This is a genomic window from Planococcus sp. MSAK28401, from assembly GCF_018283455.1.
GTDB classification, from domain to species: domain Bacteria; phylum Bacillota; class Bacilli; order Bacillales_A; family Planococcaceae; genus Planococcus; species Planococcus alpniumensis.
The window spans coordinates 437639-454118 of the sequence record NZ_JAAMTH010000001.1; the positions used below are offsets into that span (position 1 = coordinate 437639).

General features: G+C 49.3%; 17 protein-coding genes. 11 read left to right on the top strand and 6 right to left on the bottom strand.

Annotated elements, in window-relative coordinates:
- Positions 1 to 4: 4 nt before the first annotated feature.
- Positions 5 to 619 (top strand): NAD(P)-dependent oxidoreductase, encoded by a 615-nt coding sequence (locus G3255_RS02340; protein ID WP_211653120.1) that lies wholly within the window; start codon positions 5 to 7, stop codon positions 617 to 619.
- Positions 620 to 668: 49 nt separating this feature from the next.
- Here the strand turns inward: G3255_RS02340 and G3255_RS20030 are convergent, their stop codons facing one another.
- Genes G3255_RS20030 through G3255_RS02350 form a run of 3 tightly spaced genes read right to left on the bottom strand, consistent with a single transcriptional unit; the run spans position 669 to position 2510 of the window.
- Positions 669 to 1097: a DUF2705 family protein gene (locus G3255_RS20030; protein WP_503423057.1), complete on the bottom strand. Its 429-nt coding sequence runs from the start codon at positions 1095 to 1097 to the stop codon at positions 669 to 671.
- Entirely contained in the window at positions 995 to 1609 is a 615-nt protein-coding gene (locus G3255_RS02345) for an ABC transporter permease (RefSeq protein WP_249222048.1), read from the bottom strand. Before G3255_RS02345 ends, G3255_RS20030 begins: the two co-directional genes overlap by 103 nt.
- Positions 1587 to 2510 (bottom strand): ABC transporter ATP-binding protein, encoded by a 924-nt coding sequence (locus G3255_RS02350; protein ID WP_211653121.1) that lies wholly within the window; start codon positions 2508 to 2510, stop codon positions 1587 to 1589. The genes G3255_RS02345 and G3255_RS02350 overlap by 23 nt, the downstream gene beginning before the upstream one ends.
- A gap of 147 nt (positions 2511 to 2657) precedes the next feature.
- Here G3255_RS02350 and G3255_RS02355 point away from each other — a divergent pair, with 147 nt between their 5' ends.
- Positions 2658 to 3077, top strand: coding sequence for a hypothetical protein (locus tag G3255_RS02355; RefSeq protein WP_211653122.1), 420 nt, complete (start codon positions 2658 to 2660; stop codon positions 3075 to 3077).
- Positions 3078 to 4108: 1031 nt separating this feature from the next.
- Here the strand turns inward: G3255_RS02355 and G3255_RS02360 are convergent.
- Positions 4109 to 4363: a hypothetical protein gene (locus tag G3255_RS02360; protein WP_211653123.1), complete on the bottom strand. Its 255-nt coding sequence runs from the start codon at positions 4361 to 4363 to the stop codon at positions 4109 to 4111.
- Positions 4360 to 5517, bottom strand: a complete 1158-nt coding sequence (locus tag G3255_RS02365; protein ID WP_211653124.1) for a class I SAM-dependent methyltransferase — start codon at positions 5515 to 5517, stop codon at positions 4360 to 4362. Before G3255_RS02365 ends, G3255_RS02360 begins: the two co-directional genes overlap by 4 nt.
- 150 nt (positions 5518 to 5667) lie before the next feature.
- Here G3255_RS02365 and G3255_RS02370 point away from each other — a divergent pair, with 150 nt between their 5' ends.
- The 6 genes from G3255_RS02370 to cydC all read left to right on the top strand — a co-directional run bounded on the left by G3255_RS02370 (position 5668) and on the right by cydC (position 12807).
- The gene (locus G3255_RS02370; RefSeq protein ID WP_211653125.1) at positions 5668 to 7308 is read left to right on the top strand and encodes an AMP-binding protein; all 1641 of its coding nucleotides are present in this window, start codon (positions 5668 to 5670) and stop codon (positions 7306 to 7308) included.
- A 205-nt stretch (positions 7309 to 7513) separates the two neighbouring features.
- Positions 7514 to 8128, top strand: a complete 615-nt coding sequence (wrbA, locus tag G3255_RS02375; RefSeq protein ID WP_211653126.1) for an NAD(P)H:quinone oxidoreductase — start codon at positions 7514 to 7516, stop codon at positions 8126 to 8128.
- Between the two features lie 81 nt (positions 8129 to 8209).
- Positions 8210 to 8932: a ZIP family transporter gene (locus G3255_RS02380; protein ID WP_211653127.1), complete on the top strand. Its 723-nt coding sequence runs from the start codon at positions 8210 to 8212 to the stop codon at positions 8930 to 8932.
- 119 nt (positions 8933 to 9051) lie between these two features.
- The gene (locus G3255_RS02385; protein WP_211653128.1) at positions 9052 to 9210 is read left to right on the top strand and encodes a hypothetical protein; all 159 of its coding nucleotides are present in this window, start codon (positions 9052 to 9054) and stop codon (positions 9208 to 9210) included.
- 175 nt (positions 9211 to 9385) lie between these two features.
- The gene (gene cydD, locus G3255_RS02390) at positions 9386 to 11116 is read left to right on the top strand and encodes a thiol reductant ABC exporter subunit CydD (protein ID WP_211653129.1); all 1731 of its coding nucleotides are present in this window, start codon (positions 9386 to 9388) and stop codon (positions 11114 to 11116) included.
- The gene (gene cydC, locus G3255_RS02395) at positions 11104 to 12807 is read left to right on the top strand and encodes a thiol reductant ABC exporter subunit CydC (protein ID WP_211653130.1); all 1704 of its coding nucleotides are present in this window, start codon (positions 11104 to 11106) and stop codon (positions 12805 to 12807) included. The genes cydD and cydC overlap by 13 nt, the downstream gene beginning before the upstream one ends.
- A 311-nt stretch (positions 12808 to 13118) precedes the next feature.
- On the opposite strand, the gene G3255_RS02400 is transcribed toward cydC, so the two are convergent.
- Complete coding sequence (locus G3255_RS02400) at positions 13119 to 13370, bottom strand: hypothetical protein (RefSeq protein WP_211653131.1); 252 nt, start codon at positions 13368 to 13370, stop codon at positions 13119 to 13121.
- Between the two features lie 207 nt (positions 13371 to 13577).
- On the opposite strand from G3255_RS02400, the gene desA reads away from it, so the two are divergent.
- The 3 genes from desA (at position 13578) to G3255_RS02415 (ending at position 16475) form a co-directional block, all read left to right on the top strand.
- Positions 13578 to 14597, top strand: a complete 1020-nt coding sequence (gene desA, locus G3255_RS02405) for a Delta(5) desaturase DesA (RefSeq protein ID WP_211653132.1) — start codon at positions 13578 to 13580, stop codon at positions 14595 to 14597.
- 151 nt (positions 14598 to 14748) lie between these two features.
- Positions 14749 to 15888 (top strand): sensor histidine kinase, encoded by a 1140-nt coding sequence (locus G3255_RS02410; RefSeq protein ID WP_211653133.1) that lies wholly within the window; start codon positions 14749 to 14751, stop codon positions 15886 to 15888.
- Positions 15885 to 16475, top strand: coding sequence for a response regulator transcription factor (locus G3255_RS02415; protein ID WP_211653134.1), 591 nt, complete (start codon positions 15885 to 15887; stop codon positions 16473 to 16475). Before G3255_RS02410 ends, G3255_RS02415 begins: the two co-directional genes overlap by 4 nt.
- The last annotated feature ends 5 nt before the right edge of the window (positions 16476 to 16480 follow it).

Below are 16480 nucleotides of genomic sequence, written 5' to 3' on the forward strand. Positions count from 1 at the left end.
AGCAATGAAAATCGCGTTATTTGGAGCAACCGGAAGAGTCGGCAGATACGTCTTGAACATGGCGCTTCGCGATGGCCATGAAGTGAAGGCACTAGTCCGGAGAGCGGACCTTGAACCCCATGCAAATCTGGACTTGATTGTTGGCAATGTCCGCAATGAAGAGGACATTCGCCAGACGCTGGAAGGGGCGGATGCCGTCATTAGCGCAATCGGCACCGACCGCACGACCACCTTATCGGATGCGACACCGCTAATCGTGAAAGCGATGGAAGCGGAAGGCATACGGCGCATCATTACCATCGGGACCGCCGGTATTTTGAACAGCCGCTTGAGCCCGGGGCTGCTCCGCTATCAGGGCGGCGATTCGAAGCGCCAATTGACCTTTGCGGCGGAAGAACATGAAAAAGCCTATAAATCATTGGAACAAAGTGATTTGGACTGGACGATTGTATGCCCAACGTATTTGCCGGATGGCGAACCGAAAGGCTATTTCCGTTTTGAAGAAAATTACTTGCCGGAAGACGGCAAAGAAATCACAGCCGGCGATACCGCATTGTTCGCTTACGAGCAATTGGATTCAGATGATTTCCTGAAAAGCCGCGTCGGCATTGCATATTGAACGAAAAAACCCCTTGAACCGTAAAGCGTTCAAGGGGTTTTTGCGTGTATCAGGCAGTAACGTCGCGTTTTGAGAATGTCCAATAACTGATCACCATAAAGACCAGGAAATAGACCGTCAAAACGATGAGCGACATGGCCATCGTGATATCTGGGATGGGCATGAAGCCTGTATAGAATTGAGTTAAATCGGTATGCGTGAACAAATAATATTTGACGATTTCAAAGCGCTGCAACAAGAAGACGAGTTGCACGCCGACAAACATAAGGAAAATTGATACGCCGATCGCAAGCGAACTGGAGCGGAAAACCGTCCCGAGCATAAATGCGAACGTCCCGATCATCCATGTACTCGCCAAGCTGAGCACGGATAGTTTCAATGCTTCAGCCCAGTAAGAGCCTTCAACGACTTCCGATCCGTTCCATACCAGGAATGCGCCGTCTCCAACTCCAAAGAAAATCCAGCTGAATAAAGCGATCGATACGAAAGTAAGGAGGCAAATAATAATGCGAACAACATCGTAGTAATGTATTTGGACGTCAGTATTTTCCACCTTTTAACCGGGCGCGTCAACAACATCTTGATTGTTCCTTGTGAAAACTCGGAAGCAACGATTCCTGCCCCAACGATGACCGTGAACAGCGTCACGAGCGACAGCATCATATGGCTATCGAGCACTTGCTGCTGCAGGCTTTCGACTTTAAATGGTGCAGCATCATTGGCCAATCGATATTCTGCAATGGCAGCCTGGCCTTCGTAATAATCTTGTTGGGCAGGGCCGATGTCCGGATTTTGCAATTGATCCTCTGCTGAAGCCAAGTTCATCATTTCCATTTCTTGCCACTCCATCTCTGGTGCAGGAGCGGTGGATTCAATCCATTTAGTGATGCCGGCATTTGCCAATAAGATGACGATCAGCAGGATAGCCATGATCCATGTCGCTTTTTTACTCCATAATTTCATCCATTCATTTTGTATGAGCTTGAGCAATTTCGCCGCCTCCAGTCATTTCAAGGAATTGATCTTCTAAGGTCGTGCGGTGTGGCTGGACAGCGTACAAATCAACGCCTGCAGCAGTGAGCAGCTTGATGGCGCCCGGGACATGCTCCGGTTCTGTATCAATCAGATAGCCGTTTTCATGCGGGTGCACAGTGAAGCCGATCTCTTCGAGCACTTGTTTCGCCTGGTCAGCAGGCTTGGCTTCTATGTAATAGCGGGATTGCTGGTGCTCGTTGACGTTTTTGATGTCGATCAATTCGCCATTTTGGATAATGGCGATGCGGTCGCACAATAATTCGATCTCCGACAATAGATGGCTGGAGACGAAAATAGCGACATCGTTCTCACGTGCCACTTTGCGCAAATACATGCGGAATTCTCGAATGCCAGCAGGATCCAGGCCGTTTGTCGGTTCATCCAAAATCAAAAACTCCGGATTGTTGAGGAGTGCTTGTGCAAGGCCAAGGCGTTGGCGCATGCCGAGTGAATACGAACCCACTTTTTCCTTGATGCGGTTTTGCATGCCGACTTGCTGGATCACTTCGTCGATGCGGGCTTTTGTCACGCCCTTATGCATACGCGCAAAATGCACCAAATTTTTGTAGCCGGACATAAATTTGTACATCTCCGGATTTTCGACAATGACGCCGACTTTTTCGATGCTTCCCTCGAAATCGGTGCGGATCGATTTGCCGCCGATCAGGATATCGCCTTGCGTCGGCTTCATCAATCCGACCATCATCCGGATCGTCGTCGTTTTGCCTGCCCCGTTCGGCCCGAGAAACCCGGTAATCTCCCCTTTATGGAGATCCAAGTTCAAGTTTTTAATGATCTGCTTTTTGCCGATCGTCTTTGAGAGCTTGCGAATCTCAACAATTTTCTCATTGCTCATATGAGCCACCTTCTTTCCGTTTTGCTTTCTTCAGTACTAACGATTCATTTCCCAGAAAGTTTCAGTTTTCTGGAAATCCGGCAGGCTTAACTATCGCCTCAGCGGGAATAAACCCATTAACAACGAATATATGGAGGGTTTGGCCTTATGAATGAATTGCAGGAAACAGAACAAGTGCTCATGGCGTACTATGCCCAGTATTATAAAGGCGCATCATTGGAGGAAATCCAAGAGCTCGACCGCAGCTTGTCGCAAGGCATCGGGGAAGAAAAGTATAAAGCGGCAATGGCCGAATTGAAAGACCAGGGACTGGTTCATGGCTTAGAAGCGGTCGAGGAAAGAAATCAAGACGGCGTCGATTCCCCGATGGCGACGAATGAAGGCATGCTTTATATCAATGATGTGCTCAATCTGCAGTCGGATGCGGTAGAAGACCACCAGCTCGATTATTTGGCGAAGAATCTGGAGACCAGCCACCTGGAACTGACGCTGGAGCCGGTGAAGACCTATATTGAGTCAGTCGTCAAAGAACAGGCGGATGAAAAGCCGAACGACAACACGCCTTGAATAGTTGAAAGCCGCTTCTTTTTCAAGAAGCGGCTTTTTTGTGTGAAAAATAGTTGGCAAATATTCAACTGCAAGATGGAACAAGATTCGGCGAAGCGGAGTAGAAAAGCTTCCGCTTACGACTGCGTTACAGGGGCACGCTTGGGGCCTGCAGGATGCGGGTCATGCAGCTGATGCGACAGGACGTCACGCTTTCAGCTGCCCTAAGGCGGGTGTTGAGCCAACGTGCCAAAAAGCGCGGCACGTTTGTCTCGCCAGCCCGCGCGGTCCCACAGGCGTCAGCCCCCTTCCACTCCGTCTCTAGTTTTAGAAGGAAGAGAATTTCTTCGACTATACAATATAAAATGTGAAAGAGCTTGACTCTTGATAGCTCACATCTCTTGGAATATAAAGTTTGCAATTCTAATCTACCAACAATAATTCTTTGCACAAGCATTTTATGATCAGATGCCTCATCTCAGGAAGCGATTTCCCCACTAGCCGGCAACTTAATGCAAAAAGAAAGCTATGTAAACTAGCATCATCCAATGAAATCTCTCAGCCGCCCAGCGCCAAGGGTGAGTCGACGCAATAAGACAGGTGCTTTTCCTGGCTTATTGCAAGAGGCCAACCCAAAGCAGGGCGGCGACTAGTAGATGAAGCCCGAATCGAAATGCAGAAACACTTCGACACGCAACCCCTCGCTATCCTCATATGCGCTCAAACCAGGAAGCGATTCCCCCGCTAGCCGGCAACTCGTACAGAAGCATTTCTGATTAAACAAACCCGAATCAAAGAAATCTCTCAGCCGCCAAGCGTAAAGGGGTGAGCCGACGCAATAAGACAGGTGTTCTTCCTGACTTATTGCCAAAGGCCAACCCAAAGCAGGGCGGCGACTAGTAGATGAAGCCCGAATCGAATGCAGAAACACTTCGACACGCAAACCCTAGCTATCTTCATGCATGTAATCGAGCCGGGAAGCAATTCACTCACTATCAAAACGAAAAAAGAAACCAATGCTGAGCATTGATTCCTTCCACATATATCTGAAGTTAAAGCCCAAGCACGAAGAATGCCAGGAAGATGGTGACAATGACCAAAGTGTTGGTGATCAGCGATGTTCGTTTGCTGACGGGTTCATCGAGTGCCGGAAAGCGCTCGACCAGGCGGATGCCCCCGTAAATCAGCACCATCAAAAGGACTAAAGTCAATATGAGCGGCATATCGTAGACGCGCACATCGATAAAGCGGATAAAGATGACCGAGAAAGCAAGGATCATGCCGTTGAATAAATTTTTTCGCTTCATAGGAGCTCCTTCAATTCGTTTTCAAGAAACGGCTTGGCGTTCAACAATTTGGTAAATTCCCGGTAGCGTTCCAATTGTCCCGCTGCCGGTTTTTTATTCGTGCGATAAGCGCGGATCAAAATATTTTTCGGCGTGTGCTCCATATCGATGAACTCCATCAATTGGGTTTCATAGCCGACCAAAGAAAGCAGTTCCGCACGGATCGAATCGGTCGCGAGCGCACTGAAGCGTTCTTTGATCAAACCGTGCTGCAGCATGACATCAAGCGGCGACGATTGGATTTGGCTATTGAGCTCGTGTTGGCAGCACGGCACGCTCAAGATGACGCCGGCGTTCCATTTGACGGCGCGGGCAAGCGCCATATCCGTTGCCACATCGCAGGCGTGAAGCGTAACGACCATATCGACTGCGGTGTCTTGGTCGTAGTCGTTGATATCGCCAACGAGGAATTCCAGCTGCTGATAGTCGAGGTCATGGGCGATGTTCTGGCATTCCTCGATGACGCTTTTTTTTAGGTCCAGTCCGGTCACACGCAAATCGAGGCCTTTTTCGATGCGCAAATAATGATACAGCGCAAAAGTCAGGTAAGATTTGCCGGAGCCGAAATCGAGTATGCGGATCGGGCGGTCTTTTGGCAAATGCTCGAGTGCATCATCGATGAATTCGATGAAGCGGTTGATCTGGCGGAATTTATCGTATTTCTGTTTCTTGACTTTGCCGTCCGGTGACTGGACGCCGAGGCGTACAAGAAACGGATAGGGTTTGCCGTCCTCTAGCAGGTAGTCTTTCTTACGGTTGTGGGACAAATCGGCAGCAGCACGTAGGTCCGCTTCTGATTTATAGCTGACTTTGAATTTCTTGGTTAATTGGATCTGGACTTTTTCGTCGGTGAACTGAAACAAGCCTTGGCGGAAGTCGGCGAATAATTGTTCGAGCTCTGCAGCTGCCTGTTCGACTGTCAGGTTTTGGTGTTTCAAGATCTGTTCATATTGGTATTCGAACTGGATGCGGTAGCCTTCTTTCAGTTCGACCGGTTTTAATTTGATGCGTTTCAAGTCGTTCGATTTTTGGCGCGGCTGGCTGATGGTGGCCGTGACGAGTGCTTGGCTTTGCAGTTTTTCTGCAAGTTGGGCGTGCATAGTTTGGAGTTCCATGGAAAATTCCTTCCGTCTTTATGATAGCCTCATTTTAGCACGGCTGGCAGCCTGGGGCGACTTCGCAAGCTGGAAAAGGTGCTTTCCTTTTATTTGGAATTTTGCGATAATAAAATAGATGAAACCGTTTTCAACAAGGGGGATAAAGAAATGGCAATTCTCGATCAAACAGTAGGGGAAATCGTACGGGAGCAGGCGAAAAAGTTTCCACAGACGGAAGCGTACGTGTATCCAGAACGCGGCATCCGCAAAACCTATGCCGAATTTGACCAGGAGACCGATGCACTGGCGAAAGCGTTCATGGGGCTCGGCATCGAAAAAGGCGAACATATCGCCATTTGGTCCGACAACAAGCGCGAATGGCTGCTTAGCCAATATGCCACAGGCAAGATGGGCGGCGTCCTGGTCACCGTCAACACGAGCTACCAGGCGAATGAGCTGGAGTACCTGTTGAAGCAATCGGATTCCACGACCTTGATTCTGGGGGAAGAATTCAAGGGGACGGATTATATCGAAGTGTTGAATCAAGTATGCCCGGAGCTGGAGCATGCAGAAAAAGGGCAGCTCGATTCGCCTAAACTGCCGCATCTGAAGCGCGTTATCGTTATGAGCGAAAATAGCTACCCAGGCATCTACACATGGAGTGAATTTGAAGCATTCGCCGAAAGAGTGGCGGATGAGCAGCTCGAACAGCGCTTTCGTTCGATGGCTCCGGACGAAGTCATCAACATTCAATACACGTCCGGGACGACCGGATTCCCGAAAGGCGTCATGCTGACGCATCGCAACGTCGTCAATAACGGGTGCCTCGTCGGCGATATGATGAACTTGGATGAAACCGACCGCCTGTGCATCCCGGTGCCTTTTTTCCATTGCTTCGGCTGTGTGCTCGGAACTTTGGCTGCAGTGACGCACGCGACGACGATGGTCATCGCGGAGCAGTTCGAGCCAAAGCGCGTGCTGCAGATGGTGCAGGACGAGAAATGCACCGCGCTTCACGGCGTGCCGACGATGTTCATCGCTGAACTCAACCATCCGGACTTCGACTCGTTCGATACTTCGACATTACGCACGGGCATCATGGCCGGCTCGACGTGCCCGATCGAAGTAATGAAGAAAGTCATCAGCGATATGGGAGCAAGCGAGATCACTATCGCTTACGGCCAGACGGAATCATCGCCGGTCATCACCCAAACAGGTAAAGACGATGCCATCGAAAAGCGGGTCGCGACTGTAGGCAAGCCGCATGAAGACGTCGAAGTGAAAATCATCGACCCGGCGACCGGCGAACAAGTCGTGAAAGGCATGCCGGGCGAATTGTGCACGAGAGGCTATTTGATCATGAAAGGCTATTACAAAAACGAAGACGCGACAAAAGAAGCAATCGATACAGAAGGCTGGCTGCACACCGGCGATATCGCGGTGGAAGATGAAGATGGTTATATTTCCATCACCGGGCGCATCAAGGATATGGTCATCCGCGGCGGGGAGAATATTTACCCGCGTGAAATCGAGGAGTTCCTGTATCAGCATCCGTCGGTCCAAGACGTCCAGGTTGTCGGGGTGCCGGACCCGAAATACGGAGAGGAATTGATGGCCTGGGTTATCTTGAAAGGGGACGAGATGCTCAGTGCAGATGAACTGCGCACTTATTGCACGGGCAAAATCGCCCATCATAAAATTCCGCGCTATATTGAATTCATTGAAGAATACCCGATGACCGCTTCCGGGAAAATCCAAAAATTCAAGCTGCGTGAAATGTCGGAAGAAATCGCTGAGAACGTTAATTAATCGAACCACCGCCAGATGAAGGACCTCCTTCATCTGGCTTTTTATTGATTGGAACCCTCAGCTGTTGTTTTACAAATAATCACGGATATTCAGAAAAGAAAGTTTAGTATCGGTCCATTTAGGGCACACAAGTAAAAGAAGTTATCTTGAATATAGGATAATTAGTGCAAGCCACGGAGCAAAACGATAAAGGAGAGGTTATGACATGAGTAATGTAAACTTAGCAATCATTTATTACAGCTCGACAGGAACCAATTATCAGATGGCGCAATGGGCAGAAGCGGCAGCAAAAGAATCAGGAGCACAAGTGAAAATCGCAAAAGTGAAAGAAAATGCGCCGATGGGGGCAATTGAATCGAATCCGGCTTGGAAAGAGCATTACGAGGCGACGCAAGACGTGCCGGAAGCTGACAACGATTTACTCGAGTGGGCAGACGCTATTATTTTCAGCGTGCCAACGCGCTTTGGCCACGTATCTTCACAAGTACAGCAATACCTTGATACAACCGGCGGCTTATGGGCGCAAGGCAAATTGGTGAACAAAGTGGTGAGCGCCATGTCTTCTGCGCAAAATCCTCACGGTGGACAAGAATCGACTGTACTGGCGGTCTATACGACGATGCATCATTGGGGTGCGATTATTGCAGCGCCTGGCTACACAGATGAAGTATTGTTCAAGGCTGGCGGCAACCCTTACGGAACAAGCGTCACGGTCGACCAGGATGGCAATATGCTTGAAGACGTGCAAGGTGCTGTAGCGCACCAAGCAAAACGTACTGTACAAGTTGCCGGATGGGTTAAAAATGGCTTGAACGGGTAATTGAAAACTACATGCCTAAAAGGCGAATGCTGGCAGATGGGCGAATGCGCCCGTCTGCTTTTTTAATCGAGGAGGGGTAGTTTGGAATGGCTTAGCTTGCTGTTTGTAATGGGATTTGTCGTTATCCACCTATTTTCAAAAAACATGAATTTCCTAAAAGCCGTGCCGCGCAGCCGGTTCTTATCAATTGCAGGCGGCGTTTCCGTTGCCTATGTATTTCTGCACTTATTGCCTGAATTGGGCGAATTCCAGGAAGAGGTCCATGAGGAGTTTGGCGCTCCAGGTGAAGGTTTCCTGAGCAATCATATTTACTTAGCTGCGATGGCCGGGCTGGTCCTTTTTTACGGCTTGGAGCAAATGGTGAAAACTTCGAAGCGCCGGACAGCGGAAGGCAAGTCTTCATCAGGCGTATTCTGGATCCATATCGGTTCCTTCGCCATGTACAATGGGGTCATCGGTTATTTGATGTTGCGTGAAGAGTACGAAGGTGTAGTAGGGATGACCCTATTCTTCATTGCGCTTGGCGTCCATTTCATCACCAATGACAAGGGCCTTCGGGAAGCGCATCAAGGCGAATATGACCGATATGGCAGATGGCTTCTCGCTGCAGCTATTGCGGCCGGATGGGTTATCGGCTGGCTGACGGAAGTGCATGAATTGATTATTGCGTTTCTCATGGCCTTGATTGCGGGCGGCGTTATTTTAAACGTGCTGAAAGAAGAGCTGCCGGAGGAGCGGGAAAGCAGTTTAGGGGCTTTTGTAATAGGCCTGTCCATTTACTCGATGTTATTATTGTTCGTTTAAATAAAATAATGATTCTATTTATAAAAAAGAAGAATAATGTCTTAGTTATCGGGTAAAGTATTAGGTAATGAATCACGTGCGCAATCCTCGCGTTAGTGTCGAAAGGTGATGTTTATGCCATGATCACGAAAGAGGAAGAAGCAGTCTTTGAATACGAACTTCAGAAACTGACGGCAGAGTGCCAGGAATGCATGGATACCTCGTTGAAGAGGAAGATTGAAGATGATGCCCTGTGGTTACAGACTGTCATTTTCCCAGGCTCCGGAAGCAAGCCGTAAAATGAGCGAATACTTGATATCTCAGCCACGCAGCCTTGCTACGTGGCTTTTCTTCGTGAAATGTGAACCGTTTTGTAACAATTTCCCGGGAAATGGCTTTCTATGCGTGCGTCCCCAAAGGAATCTTTCTAATGCTCCTTTATAATAGAGATAAGTGAAAGAAAGGACGATGGGAATGGGAAGTTTGAAACAAATGGCCTACAGCCAGAACAATCATATACGGTTGTTGTTTCTAGCCTCATTGGCAAAGGGGCTCGCGATGATCGGGCAGGCTTTGTTCTTTGTATGGGTAGCAGATTCAGTATTTCTGAAATCCGCTTCTTTTGAAGAAGTGCTGCCTTTATTGGCTGCGTTGCTGGCGGTCATTTTGCTGCGGGCTGGCGCAAGTTATGCGATTGGCCGGCTCGGTATCACGCTGTCTGTGGAAGCGAGACGCCGTTTGCGGCAGGAATTGATCGCTTCGTATAAAGAAAATCCGTTGCAGGGATCGATTGCTGGGCAGTCGGGCCGTAAAGTCGGCTTGTTGCTCGAAGCAGTCGATGACACCGACGGTTATTTCAGTAAATATATTCCGCAGATGACCCAAAGTTATACAATCCCGCTGATGCTGCTCGGGGTGATTTTTTACCTGAACTGGACGACTGGGCTGATCATCTTAATCACAGCGCCATTCATCCCTTTGTTTATGGCGATTGTCGGCAAGAGAACGAAGCAGAAAGCGGATGAAAAAGTCGAGCAATTGGCGGGATTTTCAGGCGCATTTCTCGATGTGCTGCAAGGGTTGACGACATTGCGTTTATTCGGGCAGGCGAAGCGGCAGAGCGATACGATTCGCGAGAATAGCTTGAAGTTCCGCGATTCGACGATGGACGTCTTGAAATCAGCTTTCTTGTCTTCTTTGACGCTCGAATACATTTCCATGCTAAGTATCGGGATTGTGGCGCTCGAAATTGGTTTGCGCCTTGTGGTCTTTGACAGCATCACCTTTTTCCCGGCTTTCCTCGTGATGCTGCTCGTGCCGGATTTCTTTAATTTACTGAAGGAGTTTGGCAGCGCTTTTCATACGGCGAGAGGCAGTGCGGCATCTGCTGAGTTGCTGACAGAAGAATTGGCAAAAAGCCATCAGCCGGTCGTGTGGGGTGAATCCCCAGTCGATGCACCGATTGATTTGGCTCTGGAGCAACTGAGCTTCCAGTACGGAGAAGGATTTCAACTCGAACCGGCAAGTTTCAAGCTGGAACCGGGGACGTCTACCGCGCTGGTCGGGGCAAGCGGCTCCGGAAAAAGCACCTTGATGAATGTCATGGCTGGATTATTGCCGGCCACAAGCGGGAGATTGCTGATTAATGGACTCCCGCAAGAACAAGTGAGCGAAGATGAATGGTTCGGGCAATTGAGCTATATTACGCAAGATCCCTATTTATTTGCTGGGACCATTAAAGAAAATATCGAACTCGGTGCGAACCGGGCTGTGGCGCAGCAAGAACTGACTGCGGCGGCACAAAAAGCGGGCATTTTGGAATTGGTTGAATCGTTTCCACAAGGATTCGAAACGGTGATCGGTGAAGCGGGGCGCGGATTGTCCGGCGGTGAAAAGCAGCGGCTCGTATTAGCGCGTGCATTTCTCAAGAAGCCGTCGTTATTGTTTTTTGATGAACCGACTGCAGGGCTCGACCTTCATACAGAGCAAGTGCTGCAAAAAGCCATCGAAGAGTTGTCAAAAGAAGCTACCGTCATCACGATTGCACACCGTCTGCACACGATCCGCAACGCATCGCGCATTATCGTCTTGGACACAGGAAGGGTGGAAGCCATCGGCACGCACGAAGAGCTGATGGACAATTTCAGTGCGTACCGCTCCATGATTGAGGCGCAGCAAGGAGGCAAACAGGCATGGGTGAATTAAAAACGGTTTTTTGGCTGACGCTGAAAGAAAAACGCGACGTTGCCCTTGCCGTAGTGTTCGGCTTTCTGGCAGGGCTTGCCGGTGTTGCGCTTCTTGGAGCAAGCGGCTATTTGATTTCCAAGGCGGCTTTGACTGCCCAAATGACAACTTTGGTCGTCATGGCAGCGTCGCTCAAGTTATTCGGCTTTGCAGCCGCCATTACCCGCTATGCGGAACGGCTGTTTTCACACCGCGCGACGTTTACGATGCTCGGCCATTTGCGCGGTAGTTTTTTTGAGCGGCTGGCACCGCTCGCACCGGGCATTTTCCAGCGCCATCAGAGTGGCGATCTGCTGTCGCGTATCGTCGGCGACGTGGAAAGTTTGCAGAATTTCCTGCTGCGAGTATTGTATCCGCCGATTGTCGTCGGTATGGTTTTGGTGGCCACGGTGTTCTTCACGTCGTTTTATTCGCTGCCTATGGCCTTAGTGGTTTTGGCGGGTGCAATTTTTGTGGTCGTCATCCTGCCGGCGTTCTTCGCTCTACGGAGACGGAAGAAAACGCATGCGACAGGAGAAACCCGCGGAGAGTTCGCGGCAGCGTCGGCGGAATTTCTTTACGGGTTCAAGGATTTGAAAATCCATTTGGCGCTCGATCAAAAAAGCGCGGAATTGCAGGATGCAGCAAACCGTTATGAACAGGCCCAGCAAAACGAGGGGCTTGAGGAAAACCGGGTTCAGTCCGTGAATGCGCTCGTGGCTTTCCTGGCTTCGTTTTTCGTTTTGGCGACCGGCGCGTATTTCGTGTCCACAGGGGAATTGTCCGGTTTGTATTTGGCGATGCTTGTTATGGTGTCGCTCGGCGCATTTGAGAATGTCGGCCCGCTTGCAGCGCTTCCGGCGTATTATGAAGAAAGCCGAATCGCTGCGCGCAGGCTTGAAGAAGTAGTGGACGAAGAACCGGACAATAGTATAGGGGCGATGCCGGAAGGGCCAGTGGATATCCGGGTAGATCAGCTAAGCTACCGCTATCCGAATGACAGCCGTTTGTCGCTCGATGAAGTCAGTTTCCGGTTGCCGCAAGGGTCTAAAACAGCGATTGTCGGCCCGAGCGGTTCGGGCAAGTCAACTTTATTGCAGCTATTGCTGAAAGTAGCGATACCCGTGGATGGAGAAATCCGTTTCGGAAATGAAGCGCTTAGCGGCATGCGCCCCGAAAATGTATGGGAACGCATGAACATTGTGCTTCAGGAGAACCATTACTTTTCAGGGACGATCGAAAGCAATTTGCGCATTGCGAATGAGCAGGCAGGCGCAGAACAATTGCGCGAAGCACTCGAACTCGTACACTTGGGGCATCTGGAGCTGTCGGCGCCGGTTTACGAAAAGGGCCGCAATTTATCAGGTGGTGAAAAGCAGCGGCTCGCGATGGCCCGTGCGTTCTTGAAAGGCGAACGGCTATGGCTGCTGGACGAACCGTTTTCATCGGTCGATGGCGTAACCGCCCAATCCATTTACAGTGAACTGTTCACCCGTCACCCACAGGACACCTTTGTCGTCATCAGTCACGATTTAGCAGGGCTTGAAAGTATGGACCGCATCCTGGTTTTAGAAAATGGCCGTTTGATCGAACAAGGCAATTACCAGGAATTGATGGACCGCCGCGGCTATTTCTATGGTTTAAAGAAAATAGAAGAGCAAGTTTTCGTCTAAGCTATCTAGGTTGGCCGGAAACAGAGCAAACAAAAAGACGCGTCTATGCAGACGCGTCTTTTTCAGAGTGTTGAAGAAGTATATAATCCGCTATAAGCGAAAAAGGAAATCACCATTTCTACATTCAAAAATCAATGTGCTATCTGAGTATTTGCAGAAGCGTTCGTTCGACTCCTGTGGGACTAGCGGGTTTGAGAGACCCCGCAGGAACGGAGTGACGAGGAGGCTCGATTCCCGCCCCACGGAAAGCGAGCGATAAGCTTCGGAAAATACGATTTCTTACCTTTCTGGACGGCCTGAAAAAGACGCGTCTATGCAGACGCGTCTTTTTGCCGTTCGGCTATGAGCGGTTGGTGCTTCAGGGCATCGTCGAGTTTCATCTGCTCGAGTTCCAGGCGCAGCTTCTGTGTTTCGATGACGTAATTATCATGCTTGAGCTTTTCGAGTTCCACTTCCGTCTCCAACGCACGTTGATGCATTTTCTTCTTTTTGGTCAAATAGTCCGTCCAGATAGCGACGAGGGGAATGGAAAAGACCATGATGACGGCTACCAGTCCTGTCATAGTGTTCACCTCTATTCAGATTATTCTGCATATAATTCAGTATACACGTTTTTCTTGATTTTAGAAAGTTATGGAAAAGGCAAAAACCATGACAGGTGTCATACCCAGAAACAGACGTTTATGTCTTATGAACAAGGTGGCAGGGGCGTAATATGATAGTTAACAAGTACATCGATGGGCACGCCCATTCTAGGAGGAAGACAAGATATGAGCAAAGAAAAGACAGCGCAATTACGTAAGTTTGTCGCCCCTTTCGAAAAAGCAGATGTTAAAGCAAGCGTTCAACAAATGATTAACACTATACCCCCATTTTTCATTCTTTGGTTTTTGGCTTATCTCGCACTGGATGTCTCCATTTGGCTGACAGTAGGTATTTCCGTTATCGCAGCTGGATTTGTCGTCCGCATGTTCATCATTTTCCATGACTGCACGCACGGATCGTTCTTCAAAAACAAAAAAGCGAACGCGATTGTCGGAACGACTACCGGCATATTGACACTTTTCGCTTATGAAAAATGGAAACGCGAGCACGCCATCCACCACGCATCGAGCGGTAACCTCGACAAGCGCGGAGTCGGCGATATCTGGGTCATGACGATTGACGAATATGTAGAAGCTTCCAAATGGGAACGCTTCAAGTACCGTATGTACCGCAACCCTCTCGTAATGTTCGGGTTAGGGCCGTTATTCCTAGTCTTGATTTCCAGCCGTTTCAACCGTAAAGATGCACGCAAGAAAGAGCGTAACAATACGTACTTCATCAATGTAGCATTGGTCGTTCTTTATACCGTCATGATTTTGGCGATCGGCTGGCAGGCGTTTGTGTTGATTCAAGGTACGATCATGTTTACTGCTGGTGCACTGGGCATTTGGTTGTTCTACATCCAGCATACATTTGAAGATTCTTATTTCGAGGACGAAAGCGAATGGGATTACGTGAAAGCAGCAATTGAAGGCAGCTCGTATTACGAATTGCCGAAAGTACTGCAATGGGTGACTGGCAACATCGGTTTCCACCATGTCCATCACTTGAGCCCGCGCGTTCCGAACTATAACTTGGAAAAAGCGCATGTCTCCACGCCGCCGCTTCAAAAAGCGACGACAGTCAATTTGAAGACAAGTTTCCAATCCTTGAAGTATAAAGTGTATGACGAAGAGAACAAGAGATTTGTGACATTCGGCGCCATCAAGCATTTGCTTGGCGACTCCCGGACAGCACAGCAATAAACCGGAACTGCCCTTGCCTTAACCTAGAGGCAAGGGCAGTTTTTTCTTTGCGGAAAAGCTTGTTTGTAACTGGTAAACTGCGCAGGTTTTCTCTTTATCTGTGAGCTTTGGTATGATGAGAGCAAAGAAACTTTAGGAGGCAGTTATGCATATGCAGAACTGGTATCAAATTTTCCCCCGCAATACGTGGTTAAGCATCTATGCATGGACAATTTTTTGCATTTTGCCGTTCTTTTTCATTTTCCGGTCATCTTCTCCAACTGAAATCGCAGCAGGCATCATCCTGTTGGTGGCGTTTTTCATCGCTTATCGCTTGTCGTTCAGTTCACATTCGTTTCTCGTGTACTTATGGGTAAGCGTCGAGATGATCATCAATGTCGCGATGATCTTATTATTCGGATACGTCTATCTGGCGATTTTTCTGGCGTTCTTCATTGGCAATATCCGCAGCAAGGTCGGGTTTTTCATCATTTACGGATTGCATATCGGGACGACAATCGCCGCGATCATTTTCGGAATGATTATGGATTTCAATTTGTATATGACACAATTGCCGTTCATCATTTTGAGCGTTCTCGGCGTCATCCTGTTGCCGTTCAATACGTATAACCGGCATAAACGCGAAAAGCTTGAAGGGGCGCTGGAAGATGCCAATAAGCGGATTTCACAGCTCGTGCTGATCGAGGAACGCGAACGGATAGCACGCGATCTCCACGATACACTCGGCCAGAAATTGTCGTTGATCGGCTTGAAAAGTGACTTGGCGGGGAAGCTACTCAATAAAGACCCGGAACGCGCTGCCGCTGAAATTCAAGATGTCCGCCAAACTGCGCGCACCGCCTTGAAGGAAGTGCGTGAACTGGTGACAGATATGCGCGGCACAAAACTTGAAGACGAATTATTGCGCATCCAACAAATTCTGCGGGCTGCGGACATGGATTTCGTTTTCTATGGCAACGCCAAACTCAACAATACGCCGCTGTTAATGGAGCATGTGCTGAGCATGTGCTTGAAAGAAGCGGTCACCAACGTGGTGAAACATAGTGCAGCTTCCCGTTGCACGGTGTTGATCAAGCAGACGCCGAACGAAATCCTCGTGCAAGTGCAAGACGACGGCGTCGGATTTCCTGAAGGCAATCCGCTAGTCCAGGGCAACGGACTCACGGGCATGCGGGAACGACTGGACTTCGTCAATGGGCAAGTGGATGTCGAAGTAATGGACGGCACGACCTTGAACATCCGGGTGCCGAATGTCATTCTTTATCAAGATGTGGAGGGGAGAAATTCATGATTCGAATTGTACTGGCGGAAGACCAGCGCATGATGCTTGGTGCGCTCGGGTCGTTATTGGATCTGGAAGATGATATGGAAGTGGTCGGCATGGCGCCGAATGGGGAGGAAGCGATCCGCTTGGTGGAGGAGCTGAATCCCGACGTCTGCATCATGGACATTGAAATGCCGGTCAAGAGTGGCTTGGACGCAGCAGAAGCCTTGAAAGACCATCCGTGCAAAACCATTATCCTGACAACTTTCGCACGGTCAGGTTATTTCGAGCGGGCACGAAAAGCAGGGGTCAGCGGCTATCTTTTAAAAGACAGCCCAAGCGAAGAACTGGGGACATCGATTCGCACCATCATGGATGGCCGCCGGATCTATGCGCCGGAACTGGTCGATCTCGCCTATGCAGGCAGCAATCCGTTGACTGAACGGGAGCGGCAAGTGATGGAGTTGATCACAGAAGGGCGCAGCACGAAAGAAATCGCCAAAGAACTGTTTATCACGACAGGTACGGTGCGCAATTACATTTCTACGATTCTCGATAAACTCGAAGCGAGCAATAGGATCGAAGCCATTGCCCGCTACCGTGAAAAAAGCTGAACGGC

Coding starts and splice junctions, on each gene's coding strand:
- G3255_RS02340 (WP_211653120.1), top strand. CDS start 5: ATGAAAATCGCGTTATTTGGAGCAACCGGAAGAGTCGGCAGATACGTC.
- G3255_RS02350 (WP_211653121.1), bottom strand. CDS start 2,510: ATGAGCAATGAGAAAATTGTTGAGATTCGCAAGCTCTCAAAGACGATC.
- G3255_RS02355 (WP_211653122.1), top strand. CDS start 2,658: ATGAATGAATTGCAGGAAACAGAACAAGTGCTCATGGCGTACTATGCC.
- G3255_RS02360 (WP_211653123.1), bottom strand. CDS start 4,363: ATGAAGCGAAAAAATTTATTCAACGGCATGATCCTTGCTTTCTCGGTC.
- G3255_RS02365 (WP_211653124.1), bottom strand. CDS start 5,517: ATGGAACTCCAAACTATGCACGCCCAACTTGCAGAAAAACTGCAAAGC.
- G3255_RS02370 (WP_211653125.1), top strand. CDS start 5,668: ATGGCAATTCTCGATCAAACAGTAGGGGAAATCGTACGGGAGCAGGCG.
- wrbA (WP_211653126.1), top strand. CDS start 7,514: ATGAGTAATGTAAACTTAGCAATCATTTATTACAGCTCGACAGGAACC.
- G3255_RS02385 (WP_211653128.1), top strand. CDS start 9,052: ATGATCACGAAAGAGGAAGAAGCAGTCTTTGAATACGAACTTCAGAAA.
- cydD (WP_211653129.1), top strand. CDS start 9,386: ATGGGAAGTTTGAAACAAATGGCCTACAGCCAGAACAATCATATACGG.
- cydC (WP_211653130.1), top strand. CDS start 11,104: ATGGGTGAATTAAAAACGGTTTTTTGGCTGACGCTGAAAGAAAAACGC.
- G3255_RS02400 (WP_211653131.1), bottom strand. CDS start 13,370: ATGACAGGACTGGTAGCCGTCATCATGGTCTTTTCCATTCCCCTCGTC.
- desA (WP_211653132.1), top strand. CDS start 13,578: ATGAGCAAAGAAAAGACAGCGCAATTACGTAAGTTTGTCGCCCCTTTC.
- G3255_RS02410 (WP_211653133.1), top strand. CDS start 14,749: ATGCAGAACTGGTATCAAATTTTCCCCCGCAATACGTGGTTAAGCATC.
- G3255_RS02415 (WP_211653134.1), top strand. CDS start 15,885: ATGATTCGAATTGTACTGGCGGAAGACCAGCGCATGATGCTTGGTGCG.